Source organism: Halorubrum gandharaense, assembly GCF_054654575.1.
This window is the reverse complement of sequence record NZ_BAAIET010000001.1, coordinates 1,787,585-1,809,101: the sequence shown is the minus strand read 5'-3', so window position 1 is coordinate 1,809,101 and position 21,517 is coordinate 1,787,585. Positions and strand designations below refer to the sequence as shown.

28 protein-coding genes and 3 tRNA genes are annotated in these 21,517 nt (G+C 68.2%); 12 read left to right on the top strand and 19 right to left on the bottom strand.

Going from position 1 to position 21,517, the window contains the following annotated elements:
• Positions 1–419: 419 nt before the first annotated feature.
• The gene (locus tag ACYQ07_RS08660) at positions 420–680 is read right to left on the bottom strand and encodes a MazG nucleotide pyrophosphohydrolase domain-containing protein (protein WP_459880295.1); all 261 of its coding nucleotides are present in this window, start codon (positions 678–680) and stop codon (positions 420–422) included.
• A gap of 107 nt (positions 681–787) precedes the next feature.
• Positions 788–1,399 (bottom strand): riboflavin synthase, encoded by a 612-nt coding sequence (locus ACYQ07_RS08655; protein WP_459879976.1) that lies wholly within the window; start codon positions 1,397–1,399, stop codon positions 788–790.
• A gap of 133 nt (positions 1,400–1,532) precedes the next feature.
• On the opposite strand from ACYQ07_RS08655, the gene ACYQ07_RS08650 reads away from it, so the two are divergent.
• A complete protein-coding gene (locus ACYQ07_RS08650; protein ID WP_459879973.1) occupies positions 1,533–1,790 on the top strand; it encodes a DUF7533 family protein in 258 nt (85 codons plus the stop codon).
• Positions 1,791–1,876: 86 nt separating this feature from the next.
• Here the strand turns inward: ACYQ07_RS08650 and ACYQ07_RS08645 are convergent, their stop codons facing one another.
• The 6 genes from ACYQ07_RS08645 to ACYQ07_RS08620 all read right to left on the bottom strand — a co-directional run bounded on the left by ACYQ07_RS08645 (position 1,877) and on the right by ACYQ07_RS08620 (position 6,508).
• Positions 1,877–3,190: a M24 family metallopeptidase gene (locus ACYQ07_RS08645; RefSeq protein WP_459880292.1), complete on the bottom strand. Its 1,314-nt coding sequence runs from the start codon at positions 3,188–3,190 to the stop codon at positions 1,877–1,879.
• A 65-nt stretch (positions 3,191–3,255) separates the two neighbouring features.
• Positions 3,256–5,100, bottom strand: a complete 1,845-nt coding sequence (locus ACYQ07_RS08640) for a UvrD-helicase domain-containing protein (RefSeq protein ID WP_459879970.1) — start codon at positions 5,098–5,100, stop codon at positions 3,256–3,258.
• 132 nt (positions 5,101–5,232) lie between these two features.
• Positions 5,233–5,391, bottom strand: coding sequence for a DUF7563 family protein (locus tag ACYQ07_RS08635; RefSeq protein WP_459879967.1), 159 nt, complete (start codon positions 5,389–5,391; stop codon positions 5,233–5,235).
• A gap of 92 nt (positions 5,392–5,483) precedes the next feature.
• Positions 5,484–5,663, bottom strand: a complete 180-nt coding sequence (locus ACYQ07_RS08630) for an HVO_0416 family zinc finger protein (protein ID WP_459879956.1) — start codon at positions 5,661–5,663, stop codon at positions 5,484–5,486.
• Positions 5,664–5,710: 47 nt separating this feature from the next.
• Positions 5,711–6,325, bottom strand: a complete 615-nt coding sequence (locus ACYQ07_RS08625; RefSeq protein ID WP_459879953.1) for an endonuclease dU — start codon at positions 6,323–6,325, stop codon at positions 5,711–5,713.
• Positions 6,326–6,508 carry a DUF5786 family protein gene (locus tag ACYQ07_RS08620; protein WP_459879951.1) on the bottom strand — a complete coding sequence of 61 codons (183 nt, stop codon included), beginning with the start codon at positions 6,506–6,508 and terminating at the stop codon, positions 6,326–6,328.
• Between the two features lie 167 nt (positions 6,509–6,675).
• Here ACYQ07_RS08620 and ACYQ07_RS08615 point away from each other — a divergent pair, with 167 nt between their 5' ends.
• Positions 6,676–7,302 carry an MBL fold metallo-hydrolase gene (locus tag ACYQ07_RS08615; protein ID WP_459879948.1) on the top strand — a complete coding sequence of 209 codons (627 nt, stop codon included), beginning with the start codon at positions 6,676–6,678 and terminating at the stop codon, positions 7,300–7,302.
• A 134-nt stretch (positions 7,303–7,436) separates the two neighbouring features.
• On the opposite strand, the gene ACYQ07_RS08610 is transcribed toward ACYQ07_RS08615, so the two are convergent.
• Together ACYQ07_RS08610 and trxA are read right to left on the bottom strand one after the other, a co-directional pair.
• Positions 7,437–7,586, bottom strand: coding sequence for a 50S ribosomal protein L40e (locus tag ACYQ07_RS08610; protein WP_459879945.1), 150 nt, complete (start codon positions 7,584–7,586; stop codon positions 7,437–7,439).
• 130 nt (positions 7,587–7,716) lie between these two features.
• Positions 7,717–7,986, bottom strand: a complete 270-nt coding sequence (gene trxA / locus ACYQ07_RS08605) for a thioredoxin (protein ID WP_459879942.1) — start codon at positions 7,984–7,986, stop codon at positions 7,717–7,719.
• Positions 7,987–8,137: 151 nt separating this feature from the next.
• Here trxA and ACYQ07_RS08600 point away from each other — a divergent pair, with 151 nt between their 5' ends.
• The 3 genes from ACYQ07_RS08600 to hisE all read left to right on the top strand — a co-directional run bounded on the left by ACYQ07_RS08600 (position 8,138) and on the right by hisE (position 9,355).
• Positions 8,138–8,299, top strand: coding sequence for a preprotein translocase subunit Sec61beta (locus tag ACYQ07_RS08600; RefSeq protein WP_459879938.1), 162 nt, complete (start codon positions 8,138–8,140; stop codon positions 8,297–8,299).
• Between the two features lie 136 nt (positions 8,300–8,435).
• Positions 8,436–9,029, top strand: a complete 594-nt coding sequence (gene pdxT, locus ACYQ07_RS08595) for a pyridoxal 5'-phosphate synthase glutaminase subunit PdxT (RefSeq protein ID WP_459879935.1) — start codon at positions 8,436–8,438, stop codon at positions 9,027–9,029.
• Positions 9,026–9,355, top strand: a complete 330-nt coding sequence (gene hisE, locus ACYQ07_RS08590) for a phosphoribosyl-ATP diphosphatase (protein ID WP_459879932.1) — start codon at positions 9,026–9,028, stop codon at positions 9,353–9,355. Before pdxT ends, hisE begins: the two co-directional genes overlap by 4 nt.
• 164 nt (positions 9,356–9,519) lie before the next feature.
• On the opposite strand, the gene ACYQ07_RS08585 is transcribed toward hisE, so the two are convergent.
• Positions 9,520–9,744 (bottom strand): glycine zipper 2TM domain-containing protein, encoded by a 225-nt coding sequence (locus tag ACYQ07_RS08585; protein WP_459879929.1) that lies wholly within the window; start codon positions 9,742–9,744, stop codon positions 9,520–9,522.
• A gap of 158 nt (positions 9,745–9,902) precedes the next feature.
• On the opposite strand from ACYQ07_RS08585, the gene ACYQ07_RS08580 reads away from it, so the two are divergent.
• Positions 9,903–10,463 (top strand): dihydrofolate reductase, encoded by a 561-nt coding sequence (locus ACYQ07_RS08580; RefSeq protein WP_459879926.1) that lies wholly within the window; start codon positions 9,903–9,905, stop codon positions 10,461–10,463.
• A gap of 58 nt (positions 10,464–10,521) precedes the next feature.
• On the top strand, positions 10,522–11,697 hold the full coding sequence (locus ACYQ07_RS08575) for a sensor histidine kinase (RefSeq protein ID WP_459879923.1): 1,176 nt from the start codon (positions 10,522–10,524) through the stop codon (positions 11,695–11,697).
• A gap of 28 nt (positions 11,698–11,725) precedes the next feature.
• On the opposite strand, the gene ACYQ07_RS08570 is transcribed toward ACYQ07_RS08575, so the two are convergent.
• Complete coding sequence (locus ACYQ07_RS08570) at positions 11,726–11,953, bottom strand: hypothetical protein (protein WP_459879920.1); 228 nt, start codon at positions 11,951–11,953, stop codon at positions 11,726–11,728.
• Positions 11,954–12,135: 182 nt separating this feature from the next.
• Between ACYQ07_RS08570 and ACYQ07_RS08565 the strand changes: the two genes are divergently transcribed.
• Both ACYQ07_RS08565 and ACYQ07_RS08560 read left to right on the top strand, forming a co-directional pair.
• Complete coding sequence (locus ACYQ07_RS08565) at positions 12,136–13,383, top strand: MFS transporter (protein WP_459879917.1); 1,248 nt, start codon at positions 12,136–12,138, stop codon at positions 13,381–13,383.
• An 83-nt stretch (positions 13,384–13,466) separates the two neighbouring features.
• Positions 13,467–13,865: a VOC family protein gene (locus ACYQ07_RS08560; protein WP_459879915.1), complete on the top strand. Its 399-nt coding sequence runs from the start codon at positions 13,467–13,469 to the stop codon at positions 13,863–13,865.
• A 35-nt stretch (positions 13,866–13,900) separates the two neighbouring features.
• Here ACYQ07_RS08560 and ACYQ07_RS08555 read toward each other — a convergent pair.
• The 3 genes from ACYQ07_RS08555 to ACYQ07_RS08545 form a co-directional block, all read right to left on the bottom strand.
• Positions 13,901–13,975 (bottom strand) — tRNA-Ile (locus ACYQ07_RS08555).
• A 28-nt stretch (positions 13,976–14,003) separates the two neighbouring features.
• The gene (locus ACYQ07_RS08550) at positions 14,004–14,777 is read right to left on the bottom strand and encodes a homing endonuclease associated repeat-containing protein (protein ID WP_459879912.1); all 774 of its coding nucleotides are present in this window, start codon (positions 14,775–14,777) and stop codon (positions 14,004–14,006) included.
• Between the two features lie 48 nt (positions 14,778–14,825).
• Positions 14,826–14,898: transfer RNA gene (locus tag ACYQ07_RS08545), tRNA-Asn, on the bottom strand.
• A gap of 110 nt (positions 14,899–15,008) precedes the next feature.
• Between ACYQ07_RS08545 and cca the strand changes: the two genes are divergently transcribed.
• Positions 15,009–16,454 (top strand): CCA tRNA nucleotidyltransferase, encoded by a 1,446-nt coding sequence (cca, locus tag ACYQ07_RS08540; protein ID WP_459879909.1) that lies wholly within the window; start codon positions 15,009–15,011, stop codon positions 16,452–16,454.
• 46 nt (positions 16,455–16,500) lie between these two features.
• Here the strand turns inward: cca and ACYQ07_RS08535 are convergent, their stop codons facing one another.
• From ACYQ07_RS08535 to ACYQ07_RS08520, 4 genes are all read right to left on the bottom strand, one after another.
• Complete coding sequence (locus ACYQ07_RS08535; RefSeq protein WP_459879906.1) at positions 16,501–17,505, bottom strand: histone deacetylase family protein; 1,005 nt, start codon at positions 17,503–17,505, stop codon at positions 16,501–16,503.
• Complete coding sequence (locus tag ACYQ07_RS08530; RefSeq protein WP_459879903.1) at positions 17,506–17,937, bottom strand: histone; 432 nt, start codon at positions 17,935–17,937, stop codon at positions 17,506–17,508. It abuts the gene before it with no gap.
• Between the two features lie 174 nt (positions 17,938–18,111).
• A complete protein-coding gene (locus ACYQ07_RS08525) occupies positions 18,112–19,596 on the bottom strand; it encodes a single-stranded DNA binding protein (RefSeq protein WP_459879900.1) in 1,485 nt (494 codons plus the stop codon).
• A 244-nt stretch (positions 19,597–19,840) separates the two neighbouring features.
• The gene (locus ACYQ07_RS08520; protein ID WP_459879897.1) at positions 19,841–20,410 is read right to left on the bottom strand and encodes a hypothetical protein; all 570 of its coding nucleotides are present in this window, start codon (positions 20,408–20,410) and stop codon (positions 19,841–19,843) included.
• A gap of 288 nt (positions 20,411–20,698) precedes the next feature.
• Between ACYQ07_RS08520 and ACYQ07_RS08515 the strand changes: the two genes are divergently transcribed.
• Together ACYQ07_RS08515 and ACYQ07_RS08510 are read left to right on the top strand one after the other, a co-directional pair.
• Positions 20,699–20,771, top strand: a tRNA-Arg gene (locus tag ACYQ07_RS08515).
• A 70-nt stretch (positions 20,772–20,841) separates the two neighbouring features.
• Positions 20,842–21,510, top strand: a complete 669-nt coding sequence (locus tag ACYQ07_RS08510; protein ID WP_459879895.1) for a DUF309 domain-containing protein — start codon at positions 20,842–20,844, stop codon at positions 21,508–21,510.
• Positions 21,511–21,517 lie beyond the last annotated feature (7 nt).

The window sequence follows — 21,517 nt, the reverse complement described above, 5'->3', positions numbered from 1 at the left end:
ATACCCACAAATCCCCAGGCGGCTCTTTATAAGTAGTAGGTGGTGTGAGCACGACGATGAACACCTCCAAAGCCCCAGGCGACTCCGGTCGAGGATTCCGGCAGACGTTCCGGCTCGCTGCGCTCGCGGGCTGCGACTTCCGTCGTCCCGCTCGTAGACTCGCGGGACGCTCGCTGCGCTCCTCACTCGCTGCGCTCGTTGCGGTGCTTACGTCGCCCGTCTTCCCGGAGTCGCCTGCCCCTTTGAGTCCCGCCCAGCACAGCAACCGCACCTCACGCCTCCCCAGCCTCGGCGGAGAGCGCGCCGGCGGACCGCACCGCGCCGCCGGCGACCGCTGCCTCCCTCGCGCGCCGGCTCGCGCCCGTTGGGCGCTCGCCGGGCGCGCCACCGCGGATGACCCTAATAAGTGTCGCCGCGCGCTATTCCCCGGATCCGGCGTCGCCGGTGGTCTCGATCCGGGACTCGTATTTTTCGAGGGCGGCGTCGAGCGCCTGGTCGGCGTCGATGTCGGCGGCCTCCGCGACGGACAACAGCGAGAAGAGCGCGTCCCCGAGTTCGTCCTCCGCGACAGCGGCGGCCGCGGGGTCGTCGCCGTACTCCGTGCTAGTCGTCACCTCCTTGGCCAGCTCGCCGACCTCGCTCTGAAGGTCGAGGACTGCGTACGGAAGAGGTGCGTCCATCTCGTGGCGCTCGCGGAACGCGGCGACGCGCGCCTGCGGGTCGGCGGCGTCGTCGGCGTCGTCGTCGCTCCGTTCGGAGCCCGCCCCGGCATCCGAATCTCGTCCCATCAGACGTACCCCTCCACCATGTTCTCGACGTACTTCGCGATCACGTCCACTTCGAGGTGGATCGGGTCGCCGGGCGCCTTCTCGGAGAGCGTCGTGAGCTCGTAGGTGGTCGGGATGATCGCCACGTCGAAGGCGTCCTCGCGGCGCTCGGCGACCGTCAGCGAGATGCCGTCGAGGGTGACCGAGCCCTTCTGCACGAGATACTGGCCGTGGCCCTCGGGAATCTCGACGGTGATCCGCCAGTCCTCGCCGACGGACTCGACGGCGGTCAGCTCCGCGACGGTGTCGACGTGGCCCTGCACGAGGTGGCCGTCGAACCGCCCGTCGGCGGGCATCGCGCGCTCGACGTTGACGGCGTCGCCCTCCCGGAGGTCGTCGAGGTACGTCTTCGCGACCGTCTCGGCGGCGAGAAACACCTCGAACTGCTGTTCGCGGTCGGGATGGTCGGCCTCGCCGTGCGTTTCGACGGTGAGACAGACGCCGCTAACGCTGATCGACTGGCCGTGGTGGAGGTCCTCGAAGCCGTCGACGGCGATCCGCAGCCGGAGGCCGTCGGCGGTCGCCGTGCGATCGGTGACGAGACCGGTCCCCTCGACGATGCCGGTGAACATGCCCGGAAGAAGGCGGCGGGCTCACAAAGCCGTTGGCACTTGCAGTTTCGAGATGGCTGCCCGCGATCTTGCCGGTGGGCGACCGTCGTCCCGCGCCGTGCGCCTTTTATCGGCCGACGGACTATCGGTGGCAATGAGCCTCGGACTGTTCGACATGATCGGGCTGGCGACGACGCTGGTGTTCGCCATCCCGCTCGCGAACTACGCCGTCATCCAGCTGCTCGCCGGCGAGACCGCCCTCGGCGTCGGGCTGCTCGTCGTCGCGGCTGCGATGGTGATCCTCCCGCAGTACTTCCTCGACCCGGGGAAGATCCTCCGCGGTCTCGTTCGTGGACTGCTCCCGAGCCAGCTCCAGGGAAGTTCGGCGGATGAGCCGAAGCGGAAGGAGTAGCCGAGTAGCGGCGTCTCAGCGACGCTCTCGATCCGCACCCGCGACCAGTGCCGCTGCGCGGGGCCGGGCGAGCGTGACGCCTCGACCTACCGCGATTCGGGCACGATCCCGAACGGGTACTCGGCGAGGATCTCGGAGCCGTCCTCGGTGACGGCGACGAGGTCCTCCAGACGGACGCCGCCGCGCTCGGGGTCGTAGACGCCGGGCTCCACGGTGACGACGTGACCGGGCTGGAGCTCGGCGTCGCCCGACAGCGAGGGCGCCTCGTGGAGCGACACGCCGACGCCGTGGCCAGTGCCGTGGGTGAACCCCGGCTCTCCTTCGTCGGCGTTCATCTCGAAGCCGTACGCGCCGATCTCGGCGGTGGCTTCGGTGTGGACGGCTCCCGCAGCCACTCCCGGCTCGATCTCCGCGAGGGCGGCCTCACGAGCCGCCTCACAGGCGATGTAGGCTCGACGCTCCCAGCCGCCGTCGCCGTCGACGACGAACGTGCGGGTCATGTCGCCGTAGTAGCCGTGGGGGCCGCGCGGCGACACGTCGAGGAGGACGGTGTCGCCGGCGTGAACCGGGTTCACGCCCGTGTAGTGGAGGTCGGCGGCGGTGGGACCGGCGCCGATGACGGTGTTGCCCGCGTCCCGAACGCCGTGGGCGGCGAGCGTCGCGTTCACCTGCCGGCGGAGTCGCTCGGTGGTGAGCGGGGCGCCGTTCCAGCGGAGGGGTGTGGTGGGATTGGAGTCCCGGTCGGCCTCGCTTTCGTTGACGGTCTCGCACTCCGCCAACACCATCTCCGCACGCGCCATCCCGCGAGCGGTCGCCCGCTGGACGAAGCGCAGACAGTCGAGTTCGGCGGGCGTCTTTCGCGTGCGCGCCTCCGCGACCGCCGGCGTCGACGCGACCGCGTGGCCGGCGGTTTCGAGGAACACCGCGGCGTCGTGGGGGATCCCCTGTGGAACCAGCAGGTCGGCGTCGGCGCCGACCAGATCGGTGACGGCGTCGGCGGCGCGCTCGCCGGCCGGGCTGCCGACGTTCCGCATCCGAACCTCGCGGTCGACGCCGTCGTGAAACGCCGGTGGCGTCGAACTCGCGGCGTCGCCGTCACCGCCGTCTCCACCGGCGTCCGTTCGAGCGCCCGCGACGAACTCGCGGTCGGCCTGCTCCGCGAACAGCGCGGGGGCGAGCAGGAGGGCGAGAGGCTCCTCGTGGTCCACTCCGGCGGGCACCACGATAACCGCGAAGTCGCGGTCGGGCCCCGAAAACCGCGTCAGATACCGGAGGTCGTCGTCGAAACGGTCTCCGACCGCGACGAACGCGTCGGCGTCCGCCGCCTCGACGGCCGCGACGATCGCGGTCAGGCCGGTTTGTGGCGCTGGTGGGCGCTCGCTGGCGGCGCCGGGCTCCACGGGCGGGACGTGGGGCGTGGTGTGCGTGGTGGATTTCGGCTCCCCGGCGTCGTCGCCCTCCCCGGTCACAGCTCGGGTTCGGGGACGGCGAGGTTCTCCTGCACCTCGTCGATCAGCTCGTTTGGCGGCTCATCACGGATCTCGTTGAACAGCAGGACGCTGATCGGCAGGGTCGGCGCCCCGTTGATCAGACTCTCCATCAGGACGAGGCGCTCGCGGGCGCGGGACATGCCGACGTAGAAGACGCGGCGCTCGTTGTCAGTGAGGACGGGAACGGGGCTCGTCGACTTGGTGAACTCGTCGACGCCGTCCACGTCGGTCGGGTCGGGCACGGAGGCGGCCATCTGCTCGACGACCTTCTCCGTGAGGTCCGTGGAGACGAACACGTGGTCGGCCTCGCGACCCTTCGCGGAGTGGATGGTGCCAACGCGGACGCGGGTCGGGTCCATCCCCTTGTAGTCGCCGGCGAAGTAGGCGCCGACCGACTTCCGCTGGAAGCTGGTCACCTTCCGCACCATGTCGTCGGCGCTGGCGGTGTCGGGCATGAACGGGACGAAGTCCTTCACCTCGTCGTGGGTGACGCGGACGTCGGTGGCGTCCTCGACCTCCGCGACCTCCTCGCGCTCGTCGAGGAAGTCGTAGAACTCGTCGCGCTCGTTCGTGCCGAACGCCGACGACTGGAGCATGTCGGCGAGCCGGCGGGCCTCCAGCGCGTTGAGGTCCTCCTCGTTTTCCATCTTCTCGACGGCGCTGACGTACTGCTGGAGCCGGTCGGTCCACATTCGACCGTCAGTCAGCATGGTGAAGGGGATCCCGTGGTCGATGAACTCGTCGATGAAGTCGAACATCTGGTAGCGAGCTCGGAAGAGGCACATCACCGTCCCCTCGTCGTCGTCGACGGTGTACCGGACGTTGCGGACCAACTCGAGCATCGACGGGGCCTCGATCGCCTCGACGGCGCCGCCCTCCTTGCGGGGATGGAGGTCCTTCTCCTGGCGTTTGTCGATGTGGCGGATCTCCGCGTTGACGACGTTGAGGATGTTCGAGGGGAGTCGGTAGGAGTTGGGCAACACCACGTCCTCGTCCACGTCGGTGTCGAGCAGGAGGTCGGGGTCGGCGCCCTGCCACGCGTAGACGACCTGGTCGTCGTCGCCGGCGATCAGCACCTTCCGCATGTGCGGGCGCCACTCGTCGAAGACGTTGTACTGCAGCGTTGTAATGTCCTGAAACTCGTCGATGATCAGGTAGTCGACGTTGGGGACCAGCGAGCGCTGGGCGACCCGTTCGAGCATGTCCGCGAAGCCGACGAGCCCCTCGTCGCCTTTGTACGAGCGCCAGCCGCGGATCGCCTCGGGAACGTCGATGCGCTCGTCGTCCGCGGGCCACGTCGGCGTGTACTTGTTCCCCTCTTGGGCGTTGGGGTCCTCGTCCGGCGGAAGCCGAACCTCCTCGACGTTCCACTGGAACGGTACGTCGTACCAGTCGGACACGTCACGCTCCGTGCGCTGGAGCCACTGGGAGGTGGCGATGATCTTGTTGCCGATGGTCGTCGAGCGCGCCGTCCGGCGGCCGGCGCCGCCGTACTGGTCCTCGAACTCGATGCCGAAGCTCTCACAGAACGCCTCCTTGTCGCTTTCACCGACCACGTCGCCACGCGAGAGGTCGAGCAGCTCGTACGCCTTCGCGTGCATGGTACAGACGTTCCCCTGGAGGCTTCGGGGGGAGATGTCGAGTCGCTCCGCGAGACGCTCGCGGATCTCGGCGGCGGCGGCACGGGTGTAGGAGACGACGAGGATGTCGCGGACGTCGGCGTCCTCCTCCTCGATGATCGTCTCGACCCGGTCGAGGAGGGCGGTCGTCTTCCCGCTCCCGGGCCCGCCGAACAGGCGGGTCACGGTGGGCTGGCTCATTATGAGAGAAACGCTCCGGTCCATCTTAAACGGCGTGGCTCTCGACGGAGGTACCTCGGAGTCGCGGGGGTCGCGGGAGTCGCGTCGACGAGTGCCGTAATGGGGAGGGCTTCGACGCGATCGGCCTTGCAGTCAGTTGCCGCGCGTCGCCCGCGCCTCGCGCACGTCGGCGCCGTCGCGAACGAGGTCCTCGCAGGCGGGACACACTCGTGGTCGATCCACGTCGTTGGGGGTGAAGACGCGGACGTAATCCGCCGTCACGAACGCCTCACAGTTCTGGCAGGTGGGCATACTCGGCGTTACAGATTCATCTACCATAGATGTAACGCCATCCGGTGCGCGAAAAAGAAACGTCGCCGTGGAGCAGCGCCGCCGTCTTCGGATTAGGTGGGCCGCCAGTCACAGACGGTACAGGCGGTGGCCCCCTCGTCATGGAGTGCGGCACACTCCGGGCACTGAAGCTTGTTATAGGATCGCTCCCAGCGTACGATCTCCGTCTCGTGGCCGCGTTCCGAGAGGAACTCGTCGAACAACTCGTCGTTCGTGCTGGGTGCGCTAGACATGCGTGCCATGGTATGGCACACCACTACTTCAATCTTTCCGCTACGCGTCACCAATGATCACACACTTCCGCCCGTTCAACCGCCGCACGGTGCGCGCCGGCGGCGATCCGGGCGACGCGAACGGGTTCCGGGCGACGAAACCCCTCGTGTGTTAGCGTCCGCACGAGCTCGGCGGCGCGCTCGTCGTCCATCCCGACCGCGCGCACGTAGAGCGGTCGCTCGTCATCGGCAGCCGAGTCGGCGGCGCCGCACCCGCCGTCGAGCCGAACACGTCGTCGCGGAGGCAACGACCGGTACGTCGTCAGCCGGTCGACGAGTGTGTCCCCCTCGAAGGCGTCACGCAGCGCCGGCGCCAACCCGTCGCTAGCTTCGTAGCTCACGGCGAGCGTCGGGCGCTCGACCGCCTCGCGGATCCGGTGGAGATCGAGCAGGTTGAACCACGCCGGCGCGACGCCGGCACACAGCACGTGCTGAACGTCCTCGCGTTCCAGCCGTTCAAAAAGACGGATCGTCGCGTTCGTCGCGTCCGTGCCGCCGACGGTGCACGCCTCGAACCCCATCCCGTCGAGGGTGCCGTCGGCGCGGACGACTGCGCCTGCGAGCCGGCTCGTCTCGTCGCCGTCCGAGAAGGCGACGCCGAGCGTCCGGCTCCCCGACTTCACCTACTGCTCCTCGGATTTGATGTCCTGCAGCCGGTCGAGCAGCTCGTCGTTGGAAGCGCCGGGTTCGTACTCGACGGATCCGTGGTGGGTCTCCTGTGCCGCGCGAACGCCGTCGTCGTCCTCGAAATCCGCATCCAGGTCCTGGTTCTCCTGTTCGGATTCGTCGTAGCTTCCAAAGCCCATGTACGAGTAACCGTTATAGATCGTGACTGATAAAACCCGCGGGCACATCCGTTATGTGACAGTTCTCCCGGAGCCTCACCCCGCCGTTCCCCCGGAGACGCGCCGACTGACGCCGGTTGCCGTCCCGTGATCGGTCCCTTTTCAACGCCGGCGCTCGAAACGCGTCCATGGAGCCGACCAACCTCACGGCCGACGCCGAGGAGTTCACCTGCAACGTCTACCTCGTGGAGGGGGAGGCGACGACGCTCGTCGACGCCGGCACGATGCCGGGCGTCGCGGACGCCGTCGCCGAGCACGTCGACGACCTCGACCGCGTGGTGCTCACTCACCAGCACGGCGACCACGTCGGCGAGCTCGACGCCGTGCTCGACCGGTTCGATGCGGAGCTGTACGCGTACGGCGACCACCCCCGTCGGGACGTGGCGCTGCGTGACGGCGACGAGATCCTGGTCGGCGACGAGCCCTGCGAGGTCGTCTACACGCCGGGCCACGCCGCCGACCACGTGTCGCTGCTCGGTCCCGACCGCCTCTACAGCGGCGACGTGGTAGTGTACAACGACGGCGCCTTCTCGGACGGCTCGTTCGGGCGCACGGACATGGCGGGCCAGTCGCGCGAGCGCCTCATCGAGAGCCTCCATACGCTGTTGGAGCGACTGCCCGACTCGACGCGCGCGATGTACCCGGGTCACGGCGACGTGTACGACGAGCGGGAGGGCGACGAGTCGCTGCGAGCCGTGCTGGAGCGGGCGACGGCGCGCGCCGAGCGCCGCGAGCCCAAGTACCCTGACGAGTGACTGGCGCGGGGTCCGTCGACTGATCGCCGACTGATCGCCGAATAGCAGCGTCTTTGCGAGGCTGAAAAAGGACCGAGAGAACGGCCACAGCCATCGCTCGCGGGGCGATGCTGTCGGAAGGAACGTGCGTCCGATTAGACAGCGCGGCGTTCCTTCGCTTTGGGTCGGAGGTTGCCGTAGCCGCACTTCCGGCACTGGTCGGCGCCGGGCGCGTTGCGGGCGTTACATCGCATGCAGATCTGCTTGTCGAGGTTGCGGCGTTCCGCGGCGTCGAAGCTAGCCATACGGATACGCAACGGCCCGGTGCTGTAAAAGGTTGCGAGACGCGGCGGAGCCCGATGTTGTCGGGCAATCGACGGTGTATGCGCCGAGCGCGGGCCGACGAGGAACGGGCGAGCCGCGAGCGGGCGCCGTCTACGCGCCGGCTTCCTGCAGCGCCGCCGTGATGTCGTCCTTCTGTGTGACGCCGACGAAGCGGTCGACGACGCCCTCGTCGTTCTCCACGATGAGCGTCGGCAGCGAGCGAACCTGATACTCGTTGGCGACGTCCTGCTCCTCGTCGACGTTCACCTTCTGCAGCTCGAAGGCCTCGCCCAGATCCTCCTGAACCTCCTCCAGGATCGGGTCTTGGGTCTTACACGGGCCACACCAGTCGGCGTAGAAGTCCAGAAGTCGAACGGTCATTGTGCGGCGTGAGGTAACGCCGGGCCGCGCATAAGGGTTTCCCACCGACGCGTCGCCCGTGCACGACGGCGACGGGTGACGGCGGCGTGCGCCGGCGTACCGGCGGGTTTCGAGCGAAACGTTTACGCCGACGGACGACGCAGGTAGACCCATGAGTGGCTCCAACTCCGGCGGACTGATGTCCAGTGCGGGACTCGTCCGCTACTTCGACGCCGAGGACCGCAACGCGATCTCGATGGACCCGAAGACGGTCGTCGCCTTCTGTCTCCTCTTCGGCGTCTTCGTCCAGATCCTCTCGCTGACCGTCGCGTAACGGTCCCGGAGTTTCCCGTTGTTCTCTCCCGCCGAGCCGCAGCGCTCGCGGTCGTCGTCCCCGTCGTTTTCCCCATCCTCCGCCATCCCCGCCGCGTCTCGGGGCCTTTTTGCCCGTCGCCGCCGGACTCCGGCACATGAAAGCAGGCGTCATCGCCGTTCAGGGGGACGTGGCCGAGCACGCCGACGCGGTGCGTCGGGCGGCCGCCGCCCACGGCGAGGAAGCCGAGGTCGTCGAGATCCGTGACTCCGGGATCGTCCCCGACTGCGACGTACTTCTGATGCCGGGCGGGGAGTCGACGACCATCTCGCGGCTGGTCCGCCGTGAGGGGATCGACGACGAGGTCCGCGAGCACGTCGCCGCGGGCAAGCCCGTGCTCGCGACCTGTGCCGGGCTGATCGTCTGCTCGCGCGACCCCAAGGACGACCGCGTCGACGCGCTCGGCGTGCTCGACGCCACCGTCGACCGCAACGCCTTCGGCCGCCAGCGCGAGTCGTTCGAGACCCAACTCTCGATCACGGGACTCGACGAGCCGTTCCACGCCGTCTTCATCCGCGCGCCCGCCGTCGACGACGTGGGCGAGGACGTCGAGACGCTCGCGACCGTCGACGACCGCGTCGTGATGGTGCGTGACGGCCCCATCGTCGCCACCGCGTTCCACCCCGAGCTCACCGACGATCCGCGGATCCACGACCTCGCCTTCTTCCCCGACAGCGAGGTGCAGGTATGAGCGACGAGCGAGAGGAGCGCTCCGAGACTGACACGCCGACCGACGACCCTGTCCTCGACGAGCTGTTCGCCACCATCGAGGCGCGCAAGCGCGACCTCCCGGAGGACTCCTACACCGCCTCGCTGTTCACTCACGAGAAGGGCGAAAACGCCGTCCTGGAGAAGCTCGGCGAGGAGACGACGGAGACGATCCTCGCGGCGAAAGACGACGACCGCGAGGAGCTGGCCTACGAGAGCGCGGACCTCGTCTACCACCTGCTCGTGCTGCTCGCGATGAAGGACATGGACCTCGACGACCTTCGCGGCGAGCTTCGCGACCGCTTTTAACCGGGCACGAGCCGACTTCGAGCCGCAGGAGACGACCCCCGGGCGGGTGGGCTGATCTACGTCGCCGTCGTCGCCGTCCTGCCGGCGGCGGGGCTGTGGTGGATGGAGCGGCGAGAAAACGTGGTTATCGCGGCGGGAGCTCCCTGATCGGTGGGAACGCGGAACTACTCGGCGTCCGCGTCCTCGACCGCGCGGTCCGCGAGCAGCTCGTCGAGCAGCGAGTCCACGTCGGTGCGCTTTTCACCCACGACGGCGCCGACGAGCGCGCCGACACCCGCGCCCGTGCTGGCGAAGTTCCGGTTGATCAGGCCGCCGGCGAAGCCGCCGACTGCGCCGCCAATAGCTGCGTAGCGAGCACGACCGAGTGCGCGAGTGAGTCGCTCTTTCATGGTATCATGTCCGTCGCCAAGCGACATAAAGGCAACGGGAGGGGGTAGGTGGTCTTCGGAAGGCCGCTCCCCGGCCCCGGCCGCGGTCGGTCGTCGAGCTCGGCGCACATCCGCCGGACGAGGACAGCGTTTTGTGCTCCCGGCTCGAAACCCGGACGATGCACCTGGTCAGCGTCGCGGCGGTCGACGAAAACGGCCTCATCGGCCGCGAGGGTGAGCTTCCGTGGCCTTCCATCCCGGCCGACAAACGCCAGTATCGCGAACGGGTCGCCGGCCATCCCGTGATACTCGGTCGGCGCACGTTCGAGTCGATGCGCGACGACCTTCCCGGCTCCCACCAGCTCGTCGTGAGCCGGAGCCGCGCGTCGTACTCCGAGTCGACGGTCACGGTCGTCTCCTCGGTCGAGGAGGCGATCGACGCCGCCCGCGAGCTCGTCGGGGAGGAGGGGACCGCCTACGTACTCGGCGGCGGGACCATCTACGAGCTGTTTCAGCCCGAGGTCGACCGACTGGTCCTCAGCCACGTTCACGGCAGCTACGAGGGGGACTCCTCCTTCCCCGACTTCGACGAGGACGAGTGGACCGTCGTCGCCGAGACGGCCCACGACCGGTTCACCCTGCGCGAGTGGGTGCGCCGCGATGCCGGACGGGAGGGGGGCGCTGGGGATGACGCCGACGACGAGCGCGCCGAGCGCGACGCTCCGACTGACGGAGCGTGAACTGACGGCGAGCGCACCATAACGTTAGGGGGCTTCGTTTCGTGGGTGCGGTCATCCGATGTCCCCAGCCGAGTTCGACGCCGCAGCCGCCTGCCGGGAAGTGTACGAGGCGGCGGAGTCCGGCGACACGTTCGAGGAGACCGCGACGGCGGTGCTCGCGGTCGGGAAAAAGCACCTCGGCGTCGAGAACGGGCACCTCACCCGGATCGACCCCGCCAGCGACTTCTGGAAGAACGTCGCCAGCACTGACCCACCAAGCGGCCGATATCCCCCGGGCGACGTGTTGAGCCTCGGGCTCTCGTACTGCCGACGCACCATCGAGTCCGACGGCCCCCTCGCGCTCCACGACGCGAAAGCGCAGGGGTGGGCCGACGACCCCGCCTACGAGGTGCATGGGCTCGACTGCTACCACGGGTCGACGGTTCACGTCGATGGCGAACTGTACGGAACGGTCTGTTTCGTCTCTGCTGACGCCCGTGACCAGCCTTTCTCATCGGCGGAGACGGTGTTCGCCGAGCTCGTCGCCCGGACCATCGAAAGCGAGCTCCAGTCGCACCGTGCCGACATCCGGCTCGAACGACTCGACGGCTTCGCGGACGCCGTCTCTCACGACCTTCGTAACCCGCTCAACGTCGCCCAGGGGCGTCTCGATCTCGCCCGCGACCGCCTCGATGGCGACTCCGACCTCGCCATCGTCGCCCGGTCGCTCGACCGGATGCAGGAGCTGATCGAGGACGCGCTCACCATCGCCCGCCAGGGGCACGACGTGATCGAAAGCGAGCTCCAGACGCTCTCGCTGGCCTCTTTGGCCCGTGACTGCTGGGACCACGTCAACACCCGGAACGCGACGCTGTCGGTCGCCGACGACCTCGTCTTCCGTGCGGACCCGAAACGCGTCCGCCTCCTGTTCGAGAACCTGCTCCGCAACGCCGTGGAGCACGGCGGCCACGACGTGGCCGTCCGCATTGGCCCCCTCGATGACGGCTCCGGCTTCTACGTCGAGGACGACGGCCCGGGGATCCCCGAGGATCACCGCGACGCCATCTTCGAGACCGGCTTCTCCACCGGTCGCGGAGGTGGTCTCGGGCTCGGACTCGCCATCGTCGACGGCGTCGCCGACGCTCACGACTGGACGATCAGCGTGACCGAAGGGACCGAGGGCGGCGCCCGCTTCGAGATCCACGGGCTTATCGTCGCCCCCGAGGAGACGCCCGGCGGCCCCTCGAACGCCTGAGTCGGTCGACGCGGCGTTGGACGGCGCCCTACCCGAGTCGCCACCGCGCAAACAGGGCGACCACAACGACCGTCAGAAACGTGACGAGTGCGGAGACGACTGCCCCGCGCGCGTCGGTCGCTCCCGTCGCCAGCACGGTCGTTCCCGCGCCCCCGCCGGCGAGCGCGGCGCCCGCCGCCAGCCCGCCCAACCCGAGACAACAGAGGCTCACCAGGCCGACCAGCGACAGCGACCCGAGGAGTCCCTCGTCGTTCACGGGTGGGTGTAGACGGGCAGGGGTCCAATAGCTGTCGCGGTCGTGTGCGGACGGCACGCGATCGTCCGCGAGCGCCGGCAACGCGACGAGGCGGCTGGGCGACGGGATATCGTCGACCTCGGCCGGCGTTCCGGATTGCAACATCCGGTACGACTATCCCGCCGCTGAGCCGTCGTAGGGTCGTGAACGCGAACGACCGCTCGATCTCGCGGTTCACCATGATCGGGCACGCGACCTTCCACCTCTACGAGCTCACGCTGCCGCTGTTCGTCGTGGTCTGGCTGGGCGAGTTCGACGTGTCCGCCACCGTGCTCGGTGCGGTGCTCGCAGTCGGCTACGGGCTCATCGGCATCGGCGCGCTCCCCAGTGGTGTCGTCGCCGACCGGATCGGGTCCCGCCGGCTCGTCGTCGCCTCGATGGTCGGCATGGGTGCCGGCTTCCTCCTCGTGAGCGTGGCGCCGACGCTCCCCTTCCTCGCGCTCGCACTCGTGCTCTGGGGCGCCGCCGCGAGCATCTACCATCCGGCCGGTCTCTCGCTCATCACCCGGGGCGCCGAGCAGCGTGGAACGGTGCTCGCGTACCACGGACTCGCCGGCAACGTCGGGACGGCGATCGGCCCGTTCGTCGCCGCCGTGCTCCTCACGTTCCTCGACTGGCGGACGGTGGCCGCCACGTTCGCGCTCCCCGCAGCGGTCGCCGTCCTCGCCGCGTACGGGCTCGACTTCGACGAGCACGCGGCCGTCGAGGCGGAGAACGAAGGTGAAGAAGAGGGGATCGAGAAAGACGAGGCGGTCGGCCCCAGCGCGCCGAGCGAGCTTCGGGCCTTCCTCAGCCGTTCGCGCGCCCTGTTCGTCGGGCCGTTCGTCCTCGTGTTCCTCGTCGCGATGCTCGCCGGGACGTACTACCGGGGCGTGTTCACCTTCCTGCCGGACGTGCTCGCCGGCCTCCCCGTCTTCGAGCCCGTCGTCTTCGCCGGCGAGACGTTCGAGCCGAGCCAGTACGCCTACGCCGGCCTGTTGATGATCGGCGGGGTCGGCCAGTACGTCGGCGGCCGCGTGAGCGACTACTGGAACCCCGAGCGCACGATCCTCGGCGTGCTCGTCGTCCTCGTCGGCGTCTCTCTGCTGTTCCCGGTCGCCGTCGGCTACGGGCTTGGTGCGACCCTCGCGGTCTGTGCCGCGCTCGGCTTCTTCGTCTACATGGAGGCGCCGGTCCACCAGGCGCTCATCGGCAAGTACGCCGACGCCGACGCACACGGCCTCTCGTTCGGCTACACCTACCTCGGCGTGTTCGGCATCGGTGCCGCCGGCGCGTCTCTCGCCGGCGTGGCGGTCACCTACGGCGGGCTCACGCTGCTGTTCTCCGTGCTCGCCGTCCTCCCACTGGTCGCGGCGGTGCTCGCCGGCGTGCTGATCCTGCGAAGCGAGTGAAGGAGTGGAGGATGCGTCGAGGCTCCGGGTGAGCGGCTGATCGACCGCCCGGCTTTTTGCCCCGTCGCGTATGACAGACTCTCATGATACCGGAGTCGTTCTTCCACGTCGCGGTGAAGGTCCCGGACGTTGACGACGCCTGCGCGTTCTACCGGCGTCACTTCGACGCCGAACTCCTCGAACGGGGCCACGCCTCGGACGGGGAGGGGGCGACCGCCGTCGAACACGCCGCACTCTCCGTCGCCGACAAACGAGTCTACCTCTTCGATCAAGCCCCCTACGAGGCCGCCGGGCTCGTCGACGAGCTCCCCACGGGGTTCCTGCACTACGGCTTCGTCGTCGACGACGTCGACGCCGCACACGCCGAGCTCGTCGCCGACGACGTGCCGTTCGTGATGGAGCCGACGACGTTCGGTGACCTGCGGATCGCGTTTCTGCTCGACCCTGCCGGCACGCGCGTGGAGCTGATCGAGCACCGGTGAACGTGGGGACGAAAACGAAGCGTCACCGCGAGAAATGGGCCTTGCCGGATTCGAACCGGCGATCACCCCGTTATGAGCAGGGCGCTCTGACCAGACTAAGCTAAAGGCCCACACCCGAACTGACAGACCAGCCGGACTTTAGCATGTCGGGTTGACATCGAGGGAGGCGGAGTCAACGTTGGCGATGTGTTCGTCGAGTACCACCGGAATCGACTCGTCGCTGCCAATGACGAGATGCTGCATATCGTTTTCAGCATAGTACGCGAGCTTGTTGGCGAACGATCGCTCATTTGGCCTCTGTCCGTCACGAAATCCGTCGATCTCGATCCATAAGTCTTCGCAGGGAATATAAAAATCAGCAATCCAGTCCGACCCGTCCACGGGTGGATGAGCCTCGTACGACACGTTCTGATCGTGGAGGACCCTTGCTGCACGGAGTTCGTGATAGCTATCTAGCGCATTCCCTCGTGGACCGGTACACTGCTCACCATATTTCGATCCGGGAACCACATCGGCAAGTGCACAAGCTGTTGACCACGAACCAAAGTGACTCTTGATCGACCCACTCCAGAATTCACCGATCTCGTCATATCCACGGGTGGTCAGGGTGTCACCTTCCGTTTCCGCTGCAGCACGTCTAATATCTTCAAGGATTTCGCGTCTATCGTCCTCATCGTACGGTGACACCTGATCCGAGGCCGGTTCGATACCCGCATCAAGAAGCGCCTGTGACCAGCTATCCTCAATAATCCGATATATCGTTGATAGGGCGGGAAACCGATCGTCGTTCGCTGCGTCCTCGGTAGTTGGCGCTTCACCGAGCTCGGCCGCCAGAGCGCGGATGTTTTCGACCAGCTCCTCGTACGAATCCCGGTCGGGCTCGACGTGCTGGTTCCCGTAGAATTCACCCATGCGATCCGATTACACTGCTATTGGACTTAATATTATGTGGAAAGGAGGCGCCGAAGCCAGGACTCGAACCTGGGACCGCCTCGTTAACAGCGAGGCGCTCTACCAACTGAGCTACTTCGGCTCACTCTACCGTATTCGCGTTGTTTTGATAGGGCTTTCGTTTCCACCCGACTGCGTGGCGGTGGTTCACACGACCGACACGCTTTCGGCCGAACCGGGAGAAGGCCGGCCATGACCGAACGCGACGGCGACGCCGACGACGACGCCGAGCTGGCGGCGGTGCTGGACCGCGTCCGCGAGCGCGTGACGCCGGACGCCGACGAGCGCGAGCGGCTGCGCGAGACCGCCGCGGCGCTCGTCGAGCGCGCGCAGGCGGCGATCGCGGACCTGCCGGTCGAGGCCGACGTGGTGCAAGTCGGCTCGACGGCCCGGGGGACGTGGGTGGCGGGAGACCGCGACATCGACCTGTTCGTGCGGTTCCCGCCGGATCTGGACCGCGAACAGCTGGAGACGTACGGGCTGGAGGTGGGCCACGCTGTGCTCCCGGAGGGTCACGAGGAGTACGCCGAGCACCCGTACGTGAAAGGCACTCACGACGGGTTCGACGTGGATCTGGTTCCCTGCTATGCGGTCGAGACCGCAGGCGACATCCAGTCGGCCGTCGACCGCACGCCGTTTCACGACGCCTACCTCACGGAGCGGCTGGACGACGACCTCGCGAGCGACGTGGTGCTCGCCAAGCGTTTCCTGAAGGGGATCGGCGCGTACGGGAGCGACCTCCGGACGGAGGGGTTCTCGGGGTATCTCACCGAGCTGCTCGTTGTCGAGCTCGGGGGCTTCCTCCCGCTCGTGGAGTCCGTGCGGAGCTGGCACCCGCCGGTTGAGTTCGACCCCGAGAACCACGCGGCGACGACGTTCGAGGACCCGCTGGTCGTCGTCGACCCCACGGACCCGAACCGCAACGTCGCCGCCGTGCTCTCCGCGGAGAACCTCGCGCGGTTCCAGCACTACGCCCGCGATCTCCTCGCTGACCCCCGCGAGGAGCTCTTCTTCCCGACGGCGCCGGAGCCGCTCGACGCCGCAGGGGTTCGTGACCACATCGAGCGCCGGGGGACGACTCCCGTCGCGGTCGTCTTCGACGCGCCGGATCTCGTGGAAGACCAGCTCTGGCCGCAGCTTCGCCGGTCGCTGGATGGCGTCGTCGGCGGGCTGCACGACCGCGGATTCGACGTGTTGCGCGCGGCGGCGATGGCGAGCGAGGAAACTCCGGAGGCAAACGACCCTGCCGCCGTGCTCAGCGACCGGGCGCGCGCACCTGACCGTGCCGTTCTGTTCGCCGAGCTGTCGGTCGCGGAGCGCCCCCGCGTCGAGCGCCACGTCGGGCCGCCGGTCGCGGTGCGGAGCCATGCCGAGGGGTTTTACGAGTCATACGCCGACGATGTCGACCCCGACACGTACGGGCCGTTCATCGACGAGGACCGTTACGTGGTCGAGCGCGAGCGCGAATTCACGTCCGCGGCCCAGTTTCTCCGTAGCGATGCCGCCGGTGGGGTCGCGCTCGGCGCGCATCTCGAACGCGCGTTCGAGAACCGTGAAGTGCTCGTCGGCGAGGCGGTGACGACGCTCGCGGACGAGTTTGGCAGCGGACTTCGGGAGTTCTACGAACCGCATCCCTGAAGCGCCGAGCGAGGGGTTTGGGAGTCTCCCACCCGGGACGCCGCTCTTATAATTCGAGCAGCTCGCGGAGCTCGGCGACGAGCTCGACGGTGGCCTCGTCGGGCTCGTCGTCGGGATCGATTGGGGACCGGCCGTCGTACGTCTCGTGGACCATCCCGACGCCCTCCGAGAGGGTGTCGAGGCCGTATCCTCCTTCCAGCACGTACGCGACGCCGGCGTCCGAACGGTCGGCGATGGTCCGCACGCGGTCGGCCATCAGCGCGTACCCCTCCGAGGAGACTCGCATTCGGGAGATTGGGTCGTGACGGTGGGCGTCGAAGCCGGCCGAGACGATCACGAGGTCGGGGTCGAACCGGTCGAGTGCGGGGCCGAGCGCCTCGTCGATGACGTGACAGAAGTCCGCATCGCCGGCGCCCGCCGACAGCGGCGCGTTCAGCGTGGACAGGTCGCCGTCACCCGCCCCCGTCTCGGCGAGCTCGCCGGTGCCGGGATAGAGTCCGTCTTCGTGAACCGACGCGTAGAACACGTCGCTCCGCTCGTAGAAGATGTCCTGTGTGCCGTTGCCGTGGTGGACGTCCCAGTCGAAGATCGCCACGCGGTCGGCGAGCCCGTCGTCGAGAACGGTCTGTGCCGCCACCGCGGCGTTGTTGAAAAAGCAGAATCCCATGGCGTCGTCCGGGACCGCGTGGTGGCCCGGCGGTCGTCCCAGCGCAAACCGGGTGGATCGACCGTTGTCCCCGTCGAGCGCCCCCGATGCGGCCCACTGTGCGAGGCCGGCGGCGGAGAGCGCGGCGTCCCACGTTGCCTCGCAGGCGACGGTGTCGGGGTCCCAGTTACCGCCGCCGTCCGCACAGAACGACTCCAGCTCCGCGACGTAGTCGTCGTCGTGGACCGCCTCGACGGCGGCACGGCTTGCCGGCGGTGCGTCGGCGTACTCGACGCCGTGGCGCTTCGCGAGCCCGCGGCGGATCGCCCGAAGGCGGTCGGCCGTTTCGGGATGGCGCTCTCCCGTGTCGTGTGCGAGACACCGCTCGCTGTAGCCGAACCGCATCTACTCGAACAGCGCGAAGTACGTCTCGATGTCCTCCGCCTGTACGGTGCGTCGGTCGGCGTGGCGGGCGAGCTTCGCCGCCGCGCTCGCCACGTTGTCGGCGTAGTCCTCCAACACGTCTGCGAGCGCGATGCGGGCGTCCATCCCGACCCGGTAGCGGTCGTCGATCCGAAGCCGCGCGATGCGGTCGACGGGCGCGACGGGGAGCGTGAGGTCCTCGCGCGCGACGACTTGTTCGACGCCGAAATCGGACGCCATCAGCGTCTTGCGTCCGTCCTCGGTCGCTCGTTCGGCCGCGTCGATGGCCAGCTCGGCGCCGTGGTCCTGAATCCGTCGCGCCAACTCCTCGGCCGCGTCGGCGCTCACGCGGAGCTCGCCGGCGTTCCGCCGGATGATCTGGTCCACCGGCGCGAACGGCAACTCGACACTCATACACACACACGGGTTCGTCCGCCGTATAACGCTTTCCGTTAGCGTCGTTTCCACCGGCGAGCGCACCCGTCGCCGACGCTCAGCCGTTTTCGGATGTTGGCCAAAACGAGAGAGTGAGACCGGATGTCGAGGCCGCGATCAGGGAGTGCGAATGTGAGGGTCTCGCTCACCCGTTCAGAACACGTCCTCGGCGTGAACGGTGCCGTCGCGCTCGGGGCCACGGACGGTCACTTCCTCGCCGAGGCGGAGTTTGGCGTCCGTCTCGACGCTTTTCGTCTGCTGGCCGTCGTCGAGCACGACTGGCTCGCCGACCTGTACGACGGTGCCTGTGAACTCCACGGTCTCGGGATCAGCTGTGGCGGCCGCCGCGCCACCGGCACTGCCGGTGCCGGCGTCACTTGTAGCAGCAGCGCTTCCCGAGTCGGTTCCGTCGGCTTCGTCGTCGCCGAACGCCCCCAAACCGGCACTCTCGCCGTCGGTAGTGCTGGAGTCGCTGGTGGAGCCGGCGTCGGCACCACCCGCGGAACCGCTCGAAGACGCGTCGCCGTCGAGCACGGAGACGGTCGAGCGCCAGCCGGCGGAGGCTTCGAGGTCGTCCTGCCAGCCGTCCTGTATCTCCACGTCGGTGAAGACGACGTGGTCGGCGAGCTCGATCTCCGCGTCGGCTTTATCGCCCCAGAGGGCGACGCGGATCTCGCCGGTGTCGTCTTTGATGCGGACGTTCCGAACCTGCCCCTCCGAGCCGTCGTCGCGGTCGAAGGTGCGTTTGGGGTCGGTCTCGATGACGCCGCCGGCGATGTCGACCGTCTCGTCGATCTCCAGGTCGGCGATGTCGGTCGTCTCGGGGACGTACTCCACGTCGTCGTCGACGCGCTCGACGGTGCCGCGGTCCCCGACGTGGAGTTCGAGGTCGCCGTCGCGCTCCCGGACGTAGCCGTCGCCCACCTCGACGACCTCGCCGGGCTCGAACTCCTCGGCGAGGTCCGCCTTTCCGTCCCAGAGGGTCACCCGGACGCGACCCGTCTCGTCGCCGAGCGTGAGGTTCGCAACCCGTCCCTCCGAGCCGTCGTCACGCGAGAAGGTGCGGATGGTGTCGGTGTCGAGCACCTGCCCGACGAGGTCCACGTCGGAGGCGCCGATCGAGAGGTCCTCGACGCGGTAGGTGTCGAGGATCTGCACGTCGATCTCGGCGTCGTCGTCGACCTCGACCTTGTTGGCGCTCACTTCGAGGCCGCTAAAACCCTCCTTGGGGCGGCCCATGACGCGGAGCACGTCGCCGACCTCCAGCTCCTCCTCGGCGCCGACCGCCATCTCGTCCCAGAGGGCGACGCGGACGGAGCCGGACTCGTCGGTCACGTCGACGTTGCAGACGCGGCCTTCGGCGTCCTCGTCCTCGCCGTCGGCGTCGTCGCGCTCGAAGGTGCGCACCTCGCCGATGGAGGTGACCTTCCCCATGAACTTCACCTCGTTCATGCCGGGCTCGATGTCCGAGATGGTGTCGGCCTCCTCGTCTTTGAGCTCGTGGGCGATGAGCATCGCTGCGGTCTCGTCGTCCGCAAGCCCGCCCATCTGCTCGACTTTGTCCTCCACCGCCGCCTCGAACTCCTCGAATTCGACGTCGGTGTCGAGGTCCTCGTAGACGTCCTCGATCACTCCCATGGATATGCTTTTAGAGTTAGTGAGCCCGCGGTTAAGCGTTGTCCTTGGCGGACTCTCGGGCCTCTGTCGGTCGATTTTGGCAATTCGGATGAAACGGCCGACGGGCGCGAGCGGTCGGCCGGCGTCGGCGGGTACCGTGCCGGCGTGCGCCCCGTCGGTTGGGAGCGCGGGGGATGTTGCAGATCTGAACGGGATGACCCGAGCATGGTGGGTTTGGTCCCGGCTTCCCTCAAAAGGGTTGGCGTCAGTCGTCCAGGCTCTCGCGCGCGACGGTGTCCCGACCGTCGGTGTCGTCGTGGACGACGGTCACCTCGCCGGGGATGCCGTCGTCGAACGTGGCCTCGACGACGTAGCCGAGCGGCGTGAGCGCCTGCGTGCACATCTCTTCGGGGTCGGCGTCGTCGACGGCGGCGACCACGACCTCCAGACTCCCGTCGCCGTTCACCTCGGTCTTGGCCAGTTCGACGGCGTGACAGCCCGTCTCGCCGACGACCGTCCCCTCAACGTAGACGACGTCCTCGCCGAACGACACCGTGGCGTCGCTCGTGTCGTCGTCGGTGTCGACGGTCACCAGTTCGGTGTCGACGAGCTCGGGGTCCTCGATGATCTCGGCGGCCTCCGAGTCGGCGGACGCGGCCGCATCCTCGCCGTCCTGACCGTCCTCGAAGGTGCCGCCGGTTTCGTCGTTCTCTTGATCCCCTCCGTTCGCGTCGTCACCGTCTCCATCCCCGGCGTCCCCGCCGTCACCAACGCAGCCGGCGACCGCAACGGTGCCCATCGTGCCTGCAGCGGCCAGCAGCGTTCGGCGGTTCATGGTCTCCGATACGCCGGGAGCCCGGATAGGCGTTCCGTAGGGACAAGTGGGTCTTTGTTCAACGTCTCGAATCTCGAAACGGCGCACGCGAGCGGAGCCCGCGTCGATCTCGGTAGTCCCGTGATCGGCGGCCGCGGCGTCGACCGCCGGGGCGTCCGCCGGCGATGTGCGCGTGGAAGCGCTCGCCGGCGGGAGCTCGCCACGCACCTCCGCCGCGCTGTGGGACCACCCGACACGGTGGCGTCGGACCGTAACCGTCTTAAGTATCTCCCGGATACGTGTAATTGAGTCCTGGTAGGGTAGTGGACTATCCTCTTGGCTTGCGGAGCCAGGGACCGGAGTTCAAATCTCCGTCAGGACGTTTTCGGAAACACAAAACGGCGAGCGCCGCGAGCCCTCTTTTTAAGCCGCCACCGCTCCCACATTCGGCTATGAGCGACGACCGTGACGACTTCGACCACCACGACGCGCCGCCGGTCGACGCCGGGCTCCGGGCGGGGGCGGCGCTGCACAACGCCGGCTTCGTCCTCGCGGCCCACGAGCCGTGGGAGGCGGCGTGGCTCCCCCTCGAATCGGGTCCCGACGAGCGGCTGCTCCACGGGCTGGTGCAGTTTGCGGCCGCCACACACCACGCCCACGAGCGCAACTGGTCCGGCGCGGTTGGCTGTGCGACGGGCGCGGAGGACTACCTCGCGGACCTCGGCTCGGAGCATCGAGGGCTGGCGCTTCGACCGGTTCGCGAGTGGGTCCGGCGGATCGCGGCCGATCCGGAGGTCGTCGAGCGCGCGTCGCCGCCGACGCTTCGCGTAGCGGGATCCGTGGTGGAGTTCGCGGACCTCGACTTCGAGGGCGTGTTGCTTGCGGCGCCGGCGCTTGCGGAGGCGCTGGGAGAGGAGACGCTTGGCGACGTCGACGCGGAGACGGTCACGCTGGCGGCCGAGTTCGCACGCGAGGAGCGCGGGACGGGTCGCACCGACTTCACGGAACTCCTGTTCGCGCTGTGTGAGGCGCCGGGCGCGCGCCCGCAGGTGGCCGCACGGCTGGCGGATCGGGTGGAACGAAAGCAGCGAAAGCGCGAGGACGTGGACGGGCTCTTTTGAGGGGTCG